The 15,302-nt window shown below is 56.8% G+C and carries 19 protein-coding genes; 1 reads left to right on the forward strand and 18 read right to left on the reverse strand.

Annotated features, from left to right (window positions below; all coding sequences use genetic code 11):
• The 3 genes from IB241_RS14890 to IB241_RS14900 all read right to left on the reverse strand — a co-directional run bounded on the left by IB241_RS14890 (position 1) and on the right by IB241_RS14900 (position 2,850).
• Complete coding sequence (locus tag IB241_RS14890; protein ID WP_192299096.1) at positions 1-825, reverse strand: hypothetical protein; 825 nt, start codon at positions 823-825, stop codon at positions 1-3.
• A gap of 105 nt (positions 826-930) precedes the next feature.
• Entirely contained in the window at positions 931-1,446 is a 516-nt protein-coding gene (locus IB241_RS14895) for a single-stranded DNA-binding protein (protein ID WP_003232445.1), read from the reverse strand.
• Between the two features lie 9 nt (positions 1,447-1,455).
• Positions 1,456-2,850: an MFS transporter gene (locus IB241_RS14900; RefSeq protein WP_192299097.1), complete on the reverse strand. Its 1,395-nt coding sequence runs from the start codon at positions 2,848-2,850 to the stop codon at positions 1,456-1,458.
• A 178-nt stretch (positions 2,851-3,028) separates the two neighbouring features.
• Here IB241_RS14900 and uvrA point away from each other — a divergent pair, with 178 nt between their 5' ends.
• Positions 3,029-5,863 carry an excinuclease ABC subunit UvrA gene (gene uvrA / locus IB241_RS14905; RefSeq protein WP_192299098.1) on the forward strand — a complete coding sequence of 945 codons (2,835 nt, stop codon included), beginning with the start codon at positions 3,029-3,031 and terminating at the stop codon, positions 5,861-5,863.
• A 67-nt stretch (positions 5,864-5,930) separates the two neighbouring features.
• Here the strand turns inward: uvrA and bfr are convergent, their stop codons facing one another.
• The 15 genes from bfr to rpsH all read right to left on the reverse strand — a co-directional run bounded on the left by bfr (position 5,931) and on the right by rpsH (position 15,131).
• Complete coding sequence (gene bfr, locus IB241_RS14910; RefSeq protein ID WP_003176400.1) at positions 5,931-6,395, reverse strand: bacterioferritin; 465 nt, start codon at positions 6,393-6,395, stop codon at positions 5,931-5,933.
• A gap of 155 nt (positions 6,396-6,550) precedes the next feature.
• A complete protein-coding gene (locus IB241_RS14915; protein ID WP_192299099.1) occupies positions 6,551-7,999 on the reverse strand; it encodes a catalase in 1,449 nt (482 codons plus the stop codon).
• Positions 8,000-8,237: 238 nt separating this feature from the next.
• Positions 8,238-8,624: a 50S ribosomal protein L17 gene (gene rplQ, locus IB241_RS14920; protein ID WP_003176402.1), complete on the reverse strand. Its 387-nt coding sequence runs from the start codon at positions 8,622-8,624 to the stop codon at positions 8,238-8,240.
• 41 nt (positions 8,625-8,665) lie between these two features.
• The gene (locus tag IB241_RS14925) at positions 8,666-9,667 is read right to left on the reverse strand and encodes a DNA-directed RNA polymerase subunit alpha (protein WP_003176403.1); all 1,002 of its coding nucleotides are present in this window, start codon (positions 9,665-9,667) and stop codon (positions 8,666-8,668) included.
• Between the two features lie 22 nt (positions 9,668-9,689).
• A complete protein-coding gene (rpsD, locus tag IB241_RS14930; protein WP_003210056.1) occupies positions 9,690-10,310 on the reverse strand; it encodes a 30S ribosomal protein S4 in 621 nt (206 codons plus the stop codon).
• 18 nt (positions 10,311-10,328) lie between these two features.
• Positions 10,329-10,718, reverse strand: a complete 390-nt coding sequence (gene rpsK, locus IB241_RS14935) for a 30S ribosomal protein S11 (protein WP_002555466.1) — start codon at positions 10,716-10,718, stop codon at positions 10,329-10,331.
• A gap of 30 nt (positions 10,719-10,748) precedes the next feature.
• Positions 10,749-11,105, reverse strand: coding sequence for a 30S ribosomal protein S13 (rpsM, locus tag IB241_RS14940; RefSeq protein WP_003194635.1), 357 nt, complete (start codon positions 11,103-11,105; stop codon positions 10,749-10,751).
• A 129-nt stretch (positions 11,106-11,234) separates the two neighbouring features.
• Positions 11,235-11,351, reverse strand: a complete 117-nt coding sequence (gene rpmJ / locus IB241_RS14945; protein WP_002555468.1) for a 50S ribosomal protein L36 — start codon at positions 11,349-11,351, stop codon at positions 11,235-11,237.
• Between the two features lie 27 nt (positions 11,352-11,378).
• Positions 11,379-12,707, reverse strand: a complete 1,329-nt coding sequence (gene secY / locus IB241_RS14950; protein ID WP_017736663.1) for a preprotein translocase subunit SecY — start codon at positions 12,705-12,707, stop codon at positions 11,379-11,381.
• On the reverse strand, positions 12,708-13,145 hold the full coding sequence (rplO, locus tag IB241_RS14955; RefSeq protein ID WP_003176407.1) for a 50S ribosomal protein L15: 438 nt from the start codon (positions 13,143-13,145) through the stop codon (positions 12,708-12,710).
• 3 nt (positions 13,146-13,148) lie between these two features.
• Positions 13,149-13,325, reverse strand: coding sequence for a 50S ribosomal protein L30 (gene rpmD, locus IB241_RS14960; protein WP_003186033.1), 177 nt, complete (start codon positions 13,323-13,325; stop codon positions 13,149-13,151).
• Between the two features lie 2 nt (positions 13,326-13,327).
• Complete coding sequence (rpsE, locus tag IB241_RS14965; protein WP_003176409.1) at positions 13,328-13,828, reverse strand: 30S ribosomal protein S5; 501 nt, start codon at positions 13,826-13,828, stop codon at positions 13,328-13,330.
• Between the two features lie 3 nt (positions 13,829-13,831).
• A complete protein-coding gene (rplR, locus tag IB241_RS14970) occupies positions 13,832-14,182 on the reverse strand; it encodes a 50S ribosomal protein L18 (protein ID WP_017736664.1) in 351 nt (116 codons plus the stop codon).
• A 10-nt stretch (positions 14,183-14,192) separates the two neighbouring features.
• Positions 14,193-14,726, reverse strand: a complete 534-nt coding sequence (gene rplF / locus IB241_RS14975) for a 50S ribosomal protein L6 (protein ID WP_003176412.1) — start codon at positions 14,724-14,726, stop codon at positions 14,193-14,195.
• A gap of 12 nt (positions 14,727-14,738) precedes the next feature.
• Positions 14,739-15,131, reverse strand: a complete 393-nt coding sequence (gene rpsH, locus IB241_RS14980) for a 30S ribosomal protein S8 (protein ID WP_192299100.1) — start codon at positions 15,129-15,131, stop codon at positions 14,739-14,741.
• Positions 15,132-15,302 lie beyond the last annotated feature (171 nt).

Genomic DNA, 15,302 nt, shown 5'->3' on the forward strand with positions numbered 1-15,302 from the left:
CTATTTCATGCGCGTCAAAATGCCCAGATAGGGATCGCCAAACAGGGTGAAGTTTTGGCGCAAGATGCCGTCGGACATGGGCGTCAGGCTGGTCGGAATCCGCTGCTTGTGTTTGGGTGAGGGAAACGACGCAGAATTATCCGAGTAGGTGTAACTCTGGAAGTGCAGTTCGTCGCCGACCCAATGCACGTCGTTATAGAGGTAATGCCAGGTTCCGTCGCTGGGCATACTCAGGTAAAAACCGTCGGCGGCGTCTCGCAGGATTTCAACCACAGCGACGTTGTTGGACCCCCATGTCCCAAGGTATCGCTCCATGCCCGGGTGTTCGGGAATGGCCGGCGCGGCGACAAAGTCACTGCTCGCATAGGGGGTATTGCGCGCCTTCTCCGCCTTGAGTTCCGGGTATCGCTCACACACTGAGTCGACGTCGTCGACTTTCTCGAAGTCGTACCTGATTTCCATCCCCCCGGTACGGGAGGTGAACTGCATGAACTGCGGCGAGAAGGTCAGCACTTTCAGCTCGATGGTTTTGGTCGGCAAGATCATGTTGATCACCTTGCCGTCATCGGCCACGGAATAACGCATCACATCGGTCGGTTCCTGGCTGGATGCCACACAGTTGAACGCGTGCAGCAACAGTTGGCCGTCAGGCCTGAATTCGGCCACATTGGTTCTGCCTTCGTTCAACGCCTGCATGGCCCAGATTCCTACGACCAGTTTTTTGTCGCCCGCAAGGGACGCCGAGGCGTTTGGGGCCGCTTGCAGCGTAGGGCAGACGCCAACAAAAATCGCACTGAACAGGAAGACCAGAAGAGTGTTTGGCACGGTGTTCATCCTTGAGGGTGTTTTTCGCAGGCAAACAAAAAGCCCCGAGAGCAGGGCTCAGGGGGCTTTTGGGAAAGACGCTGCACGGCAGGTCCGGGCGGTATCCTAGAACGGGATATCGTCATCAAAGCTGTCGAAATCCGGAGCCGGTTGCGGAGCAGCCTGCTGTGGCGCTGGACGCGACTCACGCTGTGGCTGCTGGCTTGGCTGCGGACGCGACTGCTGTGGGCGCGGAGCCGAGTTGGACATGCCGCCCTGGCCCTGTTGGTCGCCCTGTGGACGGCCGCCCAGCAGTTGCATGGTGCCTTGCATGTCGACCACGATTTCGGTGGTGTAACGCTTGATACCGTCTTTTTCCCACTCGCGGGTCTGCAGCTTGCCTTCGATGTAGACCTGCGAACCTTTGCGCAGGTATTCACCGGCGATCTCTGCCACCTTGCCGAACATCGACACACGGTGCCATTCGGTTTTCTCGACCTTCTGGCCGGTTTGCTTGTCGGTCCACTGTTCGCTGGTCGCCAGACTCAGGTTGGTCACGGCGTTACCGTTAGGCAAGTAGCGAACTTCGGGATCCTGGCCGCATGTACCGACCAATATGACTTTGTTAACCCCACGGGCCATAACGTTCTCCTAGGCTGGGCGCGCTGTCGGCACTGGATTGACCAGTTGCTCGAGCGTCGCGCGATCCAATAATTCGGTGTCCAATTTGATGTAGATGGCGGCTTCTTCGGCGATCACTACCGCATCTGTTACCCCAACAACGGCCTTCAGGCGCTCTACCAGGCCGGCTTCACGAATGGCTTCGGGCGACAACGGCAGGCGCAGGCTTGTGACGTATGGGGGTTCGCGCATGGTAACAGCAAAGGCTAGCCAAAGTGCAGCCAGCCCAGCGCATCCGAGGAACACAACCGACAAACCGCCATGCTGGAACATCCAGCCACCCATGATGCCGCCCAATGCAGAACCAAGGAACTGGCTGGTGGAGTACACCCCCATCGCCGTGCCCTTGCCACCGGCCGGTGAAACTTTACTGATCAGCGAAGGCAACGAAGCCTCCAGCAGGTTGAACGCGGTGAAGAACACCACCGTACCGATGACCAGCGCTCGCAGGCTATCGCCGAACTGCCAGAAGAATAGCTCAGTGAGCATCAGCGTCGCGACGGCGCCGAGCAGCACTTGTTTCATTTTGCGTTTCTTCTCGCCATAGATGATGAACGGGATCATGGCGAAGAACGAAATCAACAGCGCGGTGAGGTAGACCCACCAGTGCTGCTCCTTGGGCAGGCCGGCTTTTTCCACCAGGGCCAGGGGCAAGGCGACAAAGCTGCACATCAGCATCGCGTGTAATACGAAGATACCTAAATCCAGGCGCAGCAGGTCGGGGTGCTTGAGTGTCGGCAACAACGCCTTGCGCGCAACCCCGGACTCACGGTGCTGCAATGTGCCAGTGGAGCGCGGCACCATGAAGGCGACGATCACGATGCCGAACAACGCCATGCCGCCCGTGGCGAGGAACAGCCCGTGCAAGCCGAACGCGCGCGTCAGCAAGGGGCCGACCACCATGGCCACGGCAAACGACAGGCCGATGGTCATGCCGATCATGGCCATGGCCTTGGTGCGATGCTGTTCGCGGGTCAGGTCCGACAGCAGCGCCATGACGGCGGCAGAAATCGCACCGGCGCCCTGTAGGACGCGACCGGCGATCACGCCCCAGATCGAATCGGACTGCGCCGCGAGCACACTGCCGAGGGCGAACACGATCAGCCCCAGGTAAATCACCGGACGACGGCCAACGCGGTCGGAAATGATCCCGAACGGAATCTGGAAAATTGCCTGGGTCAGGCCGTAGGCGCCAATCGCCAGGCCGATGAGGGCGGGGGTCGCGCCTGCGAGATCCATTCCATAGGTCGCGAGTACCGGCAACACCATAAACATGCCAAGCATACGGAAGGCGAACACCAGGGCCAGACCGCTTGCCGCTCGGGTCTCGCCGCTACTCATGCGTTCGCTGTGGGGATCGTGCATGGAAAAACCTCGTGTGAACCGGCGGCGATTCTACCAGTCCCATCGATTGAGAGGGTATATGCGGCGCTTTGCCGCGCAGCTTTCATGTAAGGCTGCAAGCGGCCACTTGACAGTGTATATTCATCCAGTCTTTAGCCGTATACTCCTGCATTATTTACGCCCGCCGTGCGAGGCCATCTTGGACAAGATCCTGATTCGTGGGGCTAGAACCCACAACCTGAAGAACATCGACCTGACCCTGCCCCGGGACAAACTGATCGTCATCACCGGCTTGTCCGGGTCCGGCAAATCGTCCCTGGCGTTCGACACGCTGTATGCCGAAGGCCAGCGGCGCTATGTGGAATCGTTGTCGGCCTATGCCCGGCAGTTCCTGTCGATGATGGAAAAACCCGACGTCGACACGATTGAAGGCCTGTCGCCGGCGATCTCCATCGAACAGAAGTCGACCTCCCATAACCCGCGCTCCACCGTGGGCACCATCACCGAAATCTACGACTACCTGCGTCTTCTCTATGCGCGCGTAGGTATCCCGCGCTGCCCGGACCACGACATTCCCCTGGAAGCCCAGACCGTCAGCCAGATGGTTGACCTGGTACTGGCACAGCCGGAAGGCGCCAAGCTGATGCTGCTGGCGCCGGTGATTCGTGAACGCAAGGGCGAACACCTTTCCGTCTTCGAGGAGCTTCGCGCACAAGGTTTCGTACGCGCGCGGATCAACGGCAAGCTCTATGAGCTGGATGAAGCGCCGAAACTCGACAAGCAGAAAAAGCACTCCATCGATGTCGTGGTGGACCGCTTCAAGGTGCGGGCCGACCTGCAACAGCGTCTGGCGGAATCGTTCGAGACAGCACTGAAGCTGGCAGACGGCATTGCCCTGGTGGCGCCGATGGACGACGAGCCGGGTGAAGAAATCATCTTCTCCGCGCGCTTTGCCTGCCCGATCTGTGGCCACGCCATCAGTGAGCTGGAACCCAAGCTGTTTTCCTTCAACAACCCGGCCGGCGCGTGCCCGACTTGCGATGGCCTCGGTGTGAAGCAGTTCTTCGACATCAAGCGCCTGGTCAACGGCGAGCTGACCCTGGCGGAGGGCGCGATACGCGGCTGGGACAGGCGCAACGTCTACTACTTCCAGATGCTGGGGTCGTTGGCGTCACACTACAAATTCAGCCTCGAAGTGCCGTTCAACCAACTGCCGGCGGATCAGCAGAAGGTCATCCTCCACGGCAGCGGCACGCAGAATGTCGACTTCAAGTACCTGAACGACCGTGGCGACGTCGTTAAACGCTCCCACCCGTTCGAAGGCATCGTGCCGAACCTGGAGCGCCGCTACCGCGAAACCGAATCGGCTAGCGTGCGCGAAGAACTGGCGAAGTTCCTAAGCACCCAACCGTGCCCGGATTGCCGGGGCACTCGTTTACGTCGCGAGGCGCGGCATGTGTGGGTAGGCGAGAAGACGTTGCCGGCGGTAACCAACCTGCCTATCGGTGATGCCTGCGAGTACTTTGGCGTGCTTAAACTGACAGGCCGTCGCGGGGAAATTGCCGACAAGATCCTCAAGGAAATTCGCGAGCGACTGCAGTTCCTGGTCAATGTGGGCCTGGACTACCTGTCGCTGGATCGCAGCGCGGATACCTTGTCGGGCGGTGAAGCCCAGCGGATTCGCCTGGCCAGCCAGATTGGTGCCGGTCTTGTAGGGGTGTTGTACATCCTTGATGAGCCGTCCATTGGCTTGCACCAACGGGACAACGATCGCCTGCTCGGTACGCTGAAACACCTGCGGGACATTGGCAACACCGTGATCGTGGTTGAACACGACGAAGATGCGATTCGCCTGGCGGACTACGTCGTCGATATTGGCCCGGGCGCCGGTGTGCATGGTGGGCATATTGTCGCCGAAGGTACGCCTGCCGAAGTCATGGCGCACCCGGACTCACTGACCGGCAAGTACCTGTCTGGTCGCGTCAAGATTGAAGTGCCGGCCAAACGGACACCGCGCAACAAGAAGCTGGCGTTGCACCTCAAGGGCGCGCGCGGGAACAACTTGCGCAATGTCGACCTGGAAATCCCGCTTGGCCTGCTGACCTGCGTGACAGGTGTTTCCGGCTCAGGCAAGTCGACGCTGATCAACAACACCCTGTTCCCGCTGAGCGCTACCGCCTTGAATGGCGCAACCACCCTGGAAGCAGCGGCGCACGACAGCATCAAGGGCCTGGAACACCTGGACAAAGTAGTCGACATCGACCAGAGCCCGATCGGTCGCACGCCACGCTCAAACCCAGCGACCTATACCGGGCTGTTCACGCCGATCCGCGAATTGTTTGCGGGCGTTCCGGAGTCCCGTTCGCGGGGCTACGGGCCAGGCCGGTTCTCGTTCAACGTCAAGGGTGGACGCTGCGAAGCCTGTCAGGGCGATGGCTTGATCAAGGTGGAAATGCACTTCCTTCCGGACATCTACGTGCCGTGTGATGTGTGCAAGAGCAAGCGCTACAACCGCGAAACCCTGGAGATCAAATACAAGGGCAAGAGCATCCATGAAACCCTGGAGATGACCATCGAGGAAGCGCGGGTGTTCTTCGATGCAGTCCCGGCGTTGGCGCGCAAGCTGCAAACACTGATGGATGTGGGCCTGTCGTATATCAAGCTGGGGCAATCGGCGACCACGCTGTCCGGTGGTGAGGCGCAACGGGTCAAGCTGTCGCGCGAGCTGTCCAAGCGCGATACCGGCAAGACCCTCTACATCCTCGATGAACCGACAACCGGCCTGCACTTTGCGGACATCCAGCAACTGCTGGACGTGTTGCACCGCTTGCGCGACCACGGAAACACGGTGGTCGTGATCGAGCACAACCTGGATGTGATCAAAACCGCCGACTGGCTGGTGGACCTTGGGCCGGAAGGTGGCTCCAAAGGTGGCCAGATCATCGCGGTAGGTACGCCGGAGCAGGTCTCCGAGATGCCTCAGTCGCACACCGGTTACTACTTGAAACCATTGTTGGCCCGCGACCGGGCCTGACTTTATCGGGCCCAATGAAAAGCCCCGGTCACCGCTAAGGTGACCGGGGCTTTTTTATAGCCGGGAATTAGAACTGCGATTGCAGGTAATTTTCCAGGCCAATGAGCTTGATCAGGCCCAACTGCTTCTCCAGCCAGTAGGTGTGATCTTCTTCGGTATCGTTCAGCTGCACGCGGAGGATTTCACGAGTGACATAGTCGTTGTGCTGTTCGCAGAGTTCGATGCCTTTGCAGAGTGCAGCACGGACTTTGTATTCCAATCGCAGGTCGGCAGCGAGCATGTCAGGCACTGTGGTACCTACATCCAGGTCATCGGGACGCATACGTGGCGTGCCTTCGAGCATCAGGATACGGCGCATCAGCGCGTCGGCGTGCTGTGCCTCTTCTTCCATTTCGTGGTTGATACGCTCGTAGAGCTCAGTAAAGCCCCAGTCTTCGTACATACGCGAATGGATGAAATATTGGTCACGAGCTGCCAGTTCGCCCGTCAGCAACGTGTTGAGGTAATCGATTACGTCGGGGTGACCTTGCATCGCCCTACATCTCCCTGCTTGAAAGTCTGTAGTTTGAACCATGATGACTCGGAGGTCACGGGATCAACGGCAGAAAAGTGAAGATTTTCGCAGAAAAGTAGCTGAAATAACGCAAAAACCGCCCAAATGAGGGCGGTTCTGCTTATCGTTTAGAGTCAGTTAAGCGATACACCCAACGCCTTTGCGATTGCTTCTCCATAAGCCGGGTCGGCCTTTTGGAAGTGCGCCAATTGACGCTGAACCACATCACTGGAAACCCCAGCCATTGCGCCGGCGATGTTGTTGACGAGCAAGTCTTTCTGCTCGGCGCTCATCAAGCGAAACAGGGCACCCGCGTGGCTGTAGTAATCCGTGTCTTCGCGGTGATCGTAACGGTCTGCGGCACCGCTCAGGGCCAGCGCGGGCTCTGCGTACTGAGGCGCTTGTTTAGGCGCATCGGCGTAGCTGTTCGGCTCGTAGTTAGGTGTACCACCGCCATTGCTGCCGAATGCCATCGAACCGTCGCGCTGGTAGCTGTTCACCGGGCTACGTGGGGCGTTCACCGGCAGCTGCTGGTGGTTGGTGCCGACACGGTAGCGGTGAGCATCTGCGTAGGCGAACACACGGCCCTGCAGCATGCGGTCCGGCGACAGGCCTACACCCGGAACCATATTGCTCGGTCCAAATGCAGCTTGTTCGACTTCAGCGAAGTAGTTCTGCGGATTACGGTTGAGTTCCAGTTCACCCACTTCGATCAGCGGGAATTCCTTCTGCGACCAGGTCTTGGTCACGTCAAAAGGGTTCTCGTAGTGAGCATTGGCCTGGGCCTCCGTCATAATCTGGATGCACACGCGCCATTTCGGGAAATCACCACGCTCGATCGCACCGAACAGATCGCGCTGCGCGTAATCGGGGTCTGTACCGGCCAGGCGAGCGGCTTCAGCTGGAGCCAGATTCTTGATGCCCTGCTTGGTTTTGTAGTGCCACTTTACCCAGTGACGCTCACCCTTGGCGTTGATCAGGCTGTAGGTGTGGCTACCGAAGCCGTGCATGTGACGATAGCCGTCCGGGATACCACGGTCCGAAAACAGGATGGTGACCTGATGCAGCGCTTCTGGAGAGTGCGACCAGAAATCCCACATCATCTGCGCGCTTTTCAGATTGCTCTGGGGCAGACGCTTCTGGGTGTGGATGAAGTCAGGAAATTTCAGCGGGTCACGGATGAAGAACACAGGGGTGTTGTTACCCACGATGTCCCAGTTGCCTTCTTCGGTGTAGAACTTCAGAGCAAAGCCACGAGGGTCACGCTCTGTATCCGCCGAGCCACGCTCACCGCCTACCGTGGAAAACCGCAGGAAGGTCGGGGTTTGCTTACCTACGCTCTCGAACAGCTTGGCGCTGGTGTATTGGGTAATATCTTTGCTTACCGTGAAAGTACCGTAGGCGCCTGAACCCTTGGCGTGCACGCGTCGCTCAGGGATGTTTTCACGGTTGAAGTGAGCGAGCTTCTCGATCAGGTGGAAGTCGTCGAGCAGCAACGGACCACGCGGGCCGGCGGAACGGGAATTCTGATTGTCCGCGACGGGAGCGCCGCTGGCGGTGGTAAGAACTTTATTCTGGCTCATGCTCAATTTTCCTCAGGTCGGACTTGGAACTGCCGGCTAATCGGCTTGGATAGAGTATTGGTCATCCCTATGAAGCCTACAAATTCATTAAATTGTAAGCATCGATAGAGAATAACTACCAACCCTCTAAACGCCATAGTGCCGAGCACTGCCTGTGGAAGCTTGTACCCATCGCGCTATTTCTTACGCGCACAAAAAACCGGGCACTAGGCCCGGTTCTTCGTTACAGACTGACGTCTTACTCGGCGCTTACAGCTTCGCCGGCAGTAGCACGATCAACCAACTCGACGTACGCCATAGGCGCGTTGTCGCCAGCGCGGAAACCGCACTTGAGGATGCGCAGGTAGCCACCCTCACGGGTAGCGTAACGCTTGCCCAGGTCGTTGAAGAGCTTACCAACGATAGCTTTCGAACGGGTACGGTCGAAAGCCAGACGGCGGTTAGCCAGGCTGTCTGTCTTGGCCAAAGTGATCAGCGGCTCAGCAACGCGACGCAGTTCTTTAGCTTTCGGCAGTGTAGTTTTGATCAGCTCGTGCTCGAACAGCGACACCGCCATGTTTTGGAACATGGCCTTGCGGTGCGAGCTGGTACGGCTCAGGTGACGACCACTTTTACGATGACGCATGGTTCATTCCTTACCAAACTCACGTTCGGTGATTACGACGATCAGGCAGTCGCCTTGTCGTCCTTCTTAAGACTTGCAGGCGGCCAGTTGTCGAGGCGCATGCCGAGGGACAGACCGCGGGAGGCCAGAACGTCCTTGATTTCAGTCAAGGATTTCTTGCCCAGGTTCGGAGTCTTCAACAGTTCTACTTCGGTACGCTGAATCAGGTCGCCGATGTAGTAAATGTTTTCCGCCTTAAGGCAGTTAGCCGAACGTACAGTCAGTTCCAGATCGTCAACCGGGCGAAGCAGGATCGGATCGATCTCGTCTTCCTGCTCGATTACCACTGGTTCGCTGTCACCTTTGAGGTCGACGAACGCAGCCAACTGCTGTTGCAGGATGGTTGCAGCGCGGCGGATAGCCTCTTCAGGATCCAGAGTACCGTTGGTTTCCAGATCAATAACCAGCTTGTCCAGGTTAGTACGCTGCTCGACACGGGCGTTTTCCACCACGTATGCGATACGGCGAACCGGGCTGAACGAAGAGTCAAGCTGCAAGCGACCAATGCTGCGGCTTTCGTCTTCATCGCTCTGACGCGAGTCGGCCGGTTCATAACCACGACCACGAGCTACGGTGAGCTTCATGTTCAGGGCGCCGTTAGACGCCAGGTTAGCGATTACGTGATCGGGGTTAACGATCTCGACATCATGATCCAGCTGAATATCGGCAGCGGTAACCACCCCCGAACCCTTCTTCGACAAGGTCAGCGTAACTTCGTCACGGCCGTGCAGCTTGATAGCCAGACCTTTAAGGTTCAACAGGATTTCAATTACGTCTTCCTGTACACCTTCGATGGCGCTGTACTCGTGGAGCACACCGTCAATCTCGGCCTCGACTACTGCACAGCCGGGCATTGAGGACAACAGGATGCGGCGCAGCGCGTTGCCCAGGGTGTGGCCAAAACCACGCTCGAGAGGCTCGAGAGTGATCTTGGCGCGGGTTGGACTGACAACCTGCACATCAATGTGGCGGGGTGTCAGGAACTCATTTACCGAAATCTGCATGGATGCACCTATTTTCTAGCCCTTACTTGGAGTAGAGCTCGACAATCAGGCTTTCGTTGATGTCGGCGGACAGATCACTGCGAGCTGGAACGTTCTTGAAAACGCCCGACTTCTTCTCAGTGTCTACTTCTACCCATTCTACGCGGCCACGTTGGGCACACAGATCGAGAGCTTGGACAATGCGAAGTTGGTTTTTTGCTTTCTCGCGAATCGCGACCACGTCACCAGCACGAACCTGGTAGGACGGGACGTTAACGGTTTGGCCGTTTACGCTGACGGATTTGTGCGATACCAGCTGACGGGATTCGGCACGAGTAGAACCAAAGCCCATACGGTATACAACGTTGTCCAGACGGCATTCGAGCAGTTGCAGCAGGTTTTCACCGGTTGCACCTTTCTTGCCAGCAGCTTCTTTGTAGTAGCCGCTGAACTGACGCTCGAGAACGCCGTAGATACGACGGACCTTCTGCTTTTCACGCAGTTGGGTGCCGTAGTCGGACTGGCGACCGCGGCGTTGGCCGTGGATACCAGGTGCTGCTTCAATGTTGCACTTCGATTCGATCGCGCGCACGCCGCTCTTCAGGAAGAGATCGGTGCCTTCGCGACGAGCGAGTTTGCATTTTGGACCAATGTAACGAGCCATTCTTTACAATCTCCTGGATTACACGCGGCGCTTCTTCGGCGGACGGCACCCGTTGTGCGGGATTGGCGTCACGTCGGTGATGCTGGCGATCTTATAGCCACAGCCGTTCAAAGCACGGACAGCAGACTCACGACCTGGACCTGGACCTTTGACGTTAACGTCGAGGTTTTTCAGGCCATATTCCAGCGCAGCTTGACCAGCACGTTCAGCAGCTACTTGAGCAGCAAACGGGGTGGACTTGCGGGAACCGCGGAAACCCGAACCACCAGAGGTAGCCCAAGAAAGCGCGTTACCTTGACGGTCGGTGATGGTCACGATGGTGTTGTTAAAAGAAGCATGGATGTGGGCGATGCCATCAACCACTGTCTTTTTAACTTTTTTACGAGGACGAGCAGCAGGTTTTGCCATGATAATTTTCCTGTCGATTCGCTGGGGCGATTACTTGCGGATCGGCTTACGCGGACCTTTACGGGTACGCGCGTTAGTCTTGGTACGCTGACCGCGTACTGGAAGACCACGACGATGACGCAGACCGCGATAGCAACCGAGGTCCATCAAACGCTTGATTTTCATGTTGATTTCGCGACGCAGATCACCTTCAGTGGTGAACTTCGCCACTTCGCCACGCAGCTGTTCAATCTGCTCGTCGCTCAGATCCTTGATCTTAGCGGCTGGGTTTACCCCAGCAACTGCGCAAATTTTCTGCGCAGTAGTGCGACCAACACCATAGATGTAGGTCAGCGAGATAACAGTGTGCTTGTTATCTGGAATGTTAACGCCTGCAATACGGGCCATTCAGTGGGACTCCAATTGACAGCTACCTACGCCCCGGAAGCCAAGAAATAGGGCGCGAGATAATATCGCTGTAATAACAAATAATCAACCCGGCAGCGCACTAGCTGCCGGGCTTCAAGCGGATCACACTCAGCCTTGGCGCTGTTTGTGACGCGGTTCCGCGCTGCAAATTACTCGAACAACACCTTCGCGGCGAATAATCTTGCAGTTACGGCACAGCTTTTTCACCGATGCACGAACTTTCATCACCAACTCCTCGAACCTTATGGGTACTCAGCGCAACATGCCGCTGCCGTAGCCCTTCAGGTTGGCTTTCTTCATCAGGGATTCGTACTGGTGCGAAACGAGGTGCGATTGTACTTGGGACATGAAGTCCATCACAACCACGACGACGATCAGCAACGAGGTCCCGCCAAGGTAGAACGGAACGTTTGCTGCAACCACCAGGAACTGGGGCAGCAAGCACACGGCCGTCATATATAGAGCACCGAACAGGGTCAAACGAGTCAGAACGCCATCAATGTAGCGTGCCGACTGCTCACCTGGACGGATGCCCGGAATAAAGGCACCGGACTTCTTCAGGTTTTCCGCTACGTCTTTCGGATTGAACATCAACGCCGTATAGAAGAAGCAGAAGAAAATAATCCCTGCACTAAACAGCAGAATATTCAACGGCTGACCAGGAGCGATCGACTGAGAGAGGTCCTGCAGCCAGCCCATATTTTCAGACTGACCAAACCAGGTACCCAACGAAGCCGGAAACAGCAAAATGCTGCTCGCGAAAATTGCCGGGATAACACCGGCCATATTCACTTTCAGCGGCAAGTGGCTGGTCTGCGCAGCAAAAACCTTACGGCCCTGCTGACGCTTGGCGTAGTGAACAGCAATACGACGCTGGCCACGCTCAATGAACACCACAAAACCGATAATCGCTACTGCCAGCAAACCGATGGCAACCAGGGCGAAAATATTGATATCACCCTGACGCGCAGACTCGAAAGACTGCCCGATTGCTCTCGGAAGACCGGCGACGATACCTGCGAAAATCAACATCGAGATACCGTTACCAACACCACGCTCAGTAATCTGCTCACCCAGCCACATCATGAACATCGCACCAGCCACAAAAGTGGATACCGCGACGAAATGGAAGCCAAAGTCACCAGTGAACGCAACGCCCTGCCCCGCCAGGCCAACGGACATGCCGATAGCTTGAACCAGGGCGAGAGCGACAGTGCCGTAGCGGGTGTACTGGCTAATCTTGCGACGGCCAGCTTCACCTTCCTTCTTCAACTGCTCCAGCTGCGGGCTGACGGCGGTCATCAGTTGCATGATGATCGATGCCGAAATGTACGGCATGATCCCCAGTGCAAAGATGCTCATCCGTTCCAGCGCGCCGCCGGAAAACATGTTGAACAAGCTAAGAATGGTCCCCTCATTCTGTCGAAACAGGTCTGCGAGTCGGTCCGGGTTGATACCTGGAACCGGGATGTGTGCGCCTATTCGGTAGACGATAATCGCCAGGAACAGAAAACGCAGACGAGCCCAAAGTTCAGACATACCGCCTTTGCCGAGCGCTGAGAGAGCACCTTGCTTAGCCATTTATTCCTCGAACTTGCCGCCAGCTGCTTCGATAGCCGAACGCGCACCTTTGGTGGCGCCGATTCCCTTGCCGATAGTGACAGCGCGAGTCACTTCACCGGACAGCATGATTTTCACACGCTGTACGTTGACGTTGATCACGTTGGCATCTTTCAGGGTCTGCACAGTAACGATGTCGCCTTCCACTTTAGCCAGCTCGGACAGACGTACTTCTGCGCGATCCATGGCTTTCAGGGATACGAAACCGAACTTAGGCAGGCGACGATGCAGCGGCTGTTGACCGCCTTCAAAGCCTGGAGCGATGGTGCCACCGGAGCGGGAGGTTTGACCTTTGTGGCCACGGCCACCAGTCTTACCCAAACCGCTACCGATACCACGGCCCGGACGATGCTTTTCGCGACGGGAACCCGGCGCTGGACTCAGATCATTGAGTTTCATCGATTAACCCTCGACACGCAGCATGTAGTAAGCCTTGTTGATCATCCCGCGATTCTCGGGAGTATCAAGTACTTCTACAGTGTGACCGATGCGACGCAGACCCAGACCCTTAACGCACAGTTTGTGGTTAGGGATGCGGCCGGTCATGCTTTTGATCAGCGTTACTTTAACGGTAGCCATGATCAGAAGATCTCCTTGACAGTCAGGCCACGCTTAGCAGCGATGGACTCAGGAGATTGCATAGCTTTCAAACCTTTGAAAGTGGCGTGAACCACGTTTACCGGGTTAGTCGAGCCGTAGCACTTGGCCAGAACGTTCTGAACGCCAGCAACTTCGAGGACAGCACGCATAGCGCCGCCAGCGATGATACCGGTACCTTCAGAAGCAGGCTGCATGTACACCTTCGAAGCGCCATGGGCGGACTTCATTGCGTACTGCAGAGTGGTGCCGTTCAGGTCAACTTGGATCATGTTGCGACGAGCAGCTTCCATTGCCTTCTGGATCGCAGCAGGCACTTCACGCGACTTGCCACGGCCGAAGCCAACACGGCCTTTACCATCACCAACCACGGTCAACGCGGTGAAGGTGAAGATACGGCCGCCTTTAACGGTTTTGGCTACGCGGTTAACTTGAACCAGCTTCTCAATGTAGCCTTCGTCGCGCTTTTGGTCGTTATTTGACATAACTTAGAACTCCAGCCCAGCTTCACGAGCGCCATCAGCAAGCGCTTTCACGCGGCCATGGTACTTGAAGCCAGAGCGGTCGAAAGCCACTTGCGAGACGCCAGCGGCCTTAGCACGCGTAGCGACCAGCTGGCCAACCTTAGTGGCCGCGTCGATGTTGCCAGTGGCACCATCACGCAGTTCTTTATCCAAAGTCGAGGCGCTTGCCAGGACTTTGTTGCCGTCGGCCGAGATGACCTGGGCGTAGATGTGCTGCGACGAGCGGAACACGCAGAGACGCACGACTTCGAGTTCGTGCATTTTCAGGCGTGCTTTGCGAGCGCGACGCAGTCGAGTAACTTTTTTGTCGGTCATTTGCTATGCCCTACTTCTTCTTGGCTTCTTTACGACGGACGACTTCGTCCGCGTAGCGCACACCTTTGCCTTTGTACGGCTCTGGTGGACGGAAGTCGCGGATCTCAGCAGCCACTTGACCTACCAGTTGCTTGTCGATGCCCTTGATCAGGATATCGGTCTGGCTAGGAGTCTCAGCGGTGATGCCTTCCGGCAGTTCGTAATCCACTGGGTGCGAGAAGCCAAGGGCCAGGTTCAAAACCGTGCCTTTTGCTTGCGCTTTGTAACCAACACCGACCAGCTGGAGCTTGCGCTCGAAGCCTTGGCTTACGCCTTGGACCATGTTGTTTACCAACGCACGCGTGGTACCGGCCATTGCGCGAGTTTGTTGATCGCCATTGCGAGCAGCGAAACGCAGCTCACCAGCTTCTTCAACGATCTCAACGGACGAATGGATGTTCAGTTCAAGAGTACCCTTGGCACCCTTCACCGAAAGCTGTTGGCCTGCGAATTTTACTTCGACACCGGCTGGCAGCTTAACGGGGTTCTTAGCGACGCGAGACATGCTTATCCCCCCTTAGAACACAGTGCAAAGAACTTCGCCGCCGACACCGGCAGCGCGCGCAGCACGATCCGTCATCACACCTTTGTTGGTGGAGACGATAGACACGCCCAGACCGCCACGAACTTTCGGCAGATCTTCAGCGGACTTGTACTGACGCAGGCCTGGACGGCTAACGCGCTTCACTTCCTCGATGACCGAACGGCCTTCGAAGTACTTCAGCTCGATGGACAGCAGTGCTTTAACATCGCTGCTGATCTGATAATCCGCAATGTAGCCTTCGTCTTTCAGGACTTTGGCAACAGCTACCTTCAACTTGGAAGATGGCATGCTTACGACGGACTTTTCAGCCATCTGGGCATTACGGATACGAGTTAGCATGTCCGCTAACGGGTCCTGCATACTCATGGGCTAGACGCTCCTAATACAAAAAAATTAGCCTTGCGGCTACATATATCGCCGAGAATCTCCGGGTAAAAAACACGGGCTCAGGCGAGCCGCGTATTTTAGACACACTCCGGAAATGAAACAAGCCCCAAAAGGGGCTTGTTCCAGATTCAAGGTCACCGGCGGTCAGTA

Source organism: Pseudomonas sp. PDM05, assembly GCF_014851685.1.
GTDB lineage: Bacteria > Pseudomonadota > Gammaproteobacteria > Pseudomonadales > Pseudomonadaceae > Aquipseudomonas.

What these genes read in the sequence shown, in the direction of transcription:
- IB241_RS14895 (WP_003232445.1), bottom strand. Translation starts at nt 1,446, where the DNA reads ATGGCCCGTGGGGTTAACAAAGTCATATTGGTCGGTACATGCGGCCAG.
- IB241_RS14900 (WP_192299097.1), bottom strand. Translation starts at nt 2,850, where the DNA reads ATGCACGATCCCCACAGCGAACGCATGAGTAGCGGCGAGACCCGAGCG.
- bfr (WP_003176400.1), bottom strand. Translation starts at nt 6,395, where the DNA reads ATGCAAGGTCACCCCGACGTAATCGATTACCTCAACACGTTGCTGACG.
- IB241_RS14915 (WP_192299099.1), bottom strand. Translation starts at nt 7,999, where the DNA reads ATGAGCCAGAATAAAGTTCTTACCACCGCCAGCGGCGCTCCCGTCGCG.
- rplQ (WP_003176402.1), bottom strand. Translation starts at nt 8,624, where the DNA reads ATGCGTCATCGTAAAAGTGGTCGTCACCTGAGCCGTACCAGCTCGCAC.
- IB241_RS14925 (WP_003176403.1), bottom strand. Translation starts at nt 9,667, where the DNA reads ATGCAGATTTCGGTAAATGAGTTCCTGACACCCCGCCACATTGATGTG.
- rpsD (WP_003210056.1), bottom strand. Translation starts at nt 10,310, where the DNA reads ATGGCTCGTTACATTGGTCCAAAATGCAAACTCGCTCGTCGCGAAGGC.
- rpsK (WP_002555466.1), bottom strand. Translation starts at nt 10,718, where the DNA reads ATGGCAAAACCTGCTGCTCGTCCTCGTAAAAAAGTTAAAAAGACAGTG.
- rpsM (WP_003194635.1), bottom strand. Translation starts at nt 11,105, where the DNA reads ATGGCCCGTATTGCAGGCGTTAACATTCCAGATAACAAGCACACTGTT.
- rpmJ (WP_002555468.1), bottom strand. Translation starts at nt 11,351, where the DNA reads ATGAAAGTTCGTGCATCGGTGAAAAAGCTGTGCCGTAACTGCAAGATT.
- secY (WP_017736663.1), bottom strand. Translation starts at nt 12,707, where the DNA reads ATGGCTAAGCAAGGTGCTCTCTCAGCGCTCGGCAAAGGCGGTATGTCT.
- rplO (WP_003176407.1), bottom strand. Translation starts at nt 13,145, where the DNA reads ATGAAACTCAATGATCTGAGTCCAGCGCCGGGTTCCCGTCGCGAAAAG.
- rpmD (WP_003186033.1), bottom strand. Translation starts at nt 13,325, where the DNA reads ATGGCTACCGTTAAAGTAACGCTGATCAAAAGCATGACCGGCCGCATC.
- rpsE (WP_003176409.1), bottom strand. Translation starts at nt 13,828, where the DNA reads ATGTCAAATAACGACCAAAAGCGCGACGAAGGCTACATTGAGAAGCTG.
- rplR (WP_017736664.1), bottom strand. Translation starts at nt 14,182, where the DNA reads ATGACCGACAAAAAAGTTACTCGACTGCGTCGCGCTCGCAAAGCACGC.
- rplF (WP_003176412.1), bottom strand. Translation starts at nt 14,726, where the DNA reads ATGTCTCGCGTCGCTAAGAACCCCGTTAAGCTGCCAGCCGGTGTCGAA.
- rpsH (WP_192299100.1), bottom strand. Translation starts at nt 15,131, where the DNA reads ATGAGTATGCAGGACCCGTTAGCGGACATGCTAACTCGTATCCGTAAT.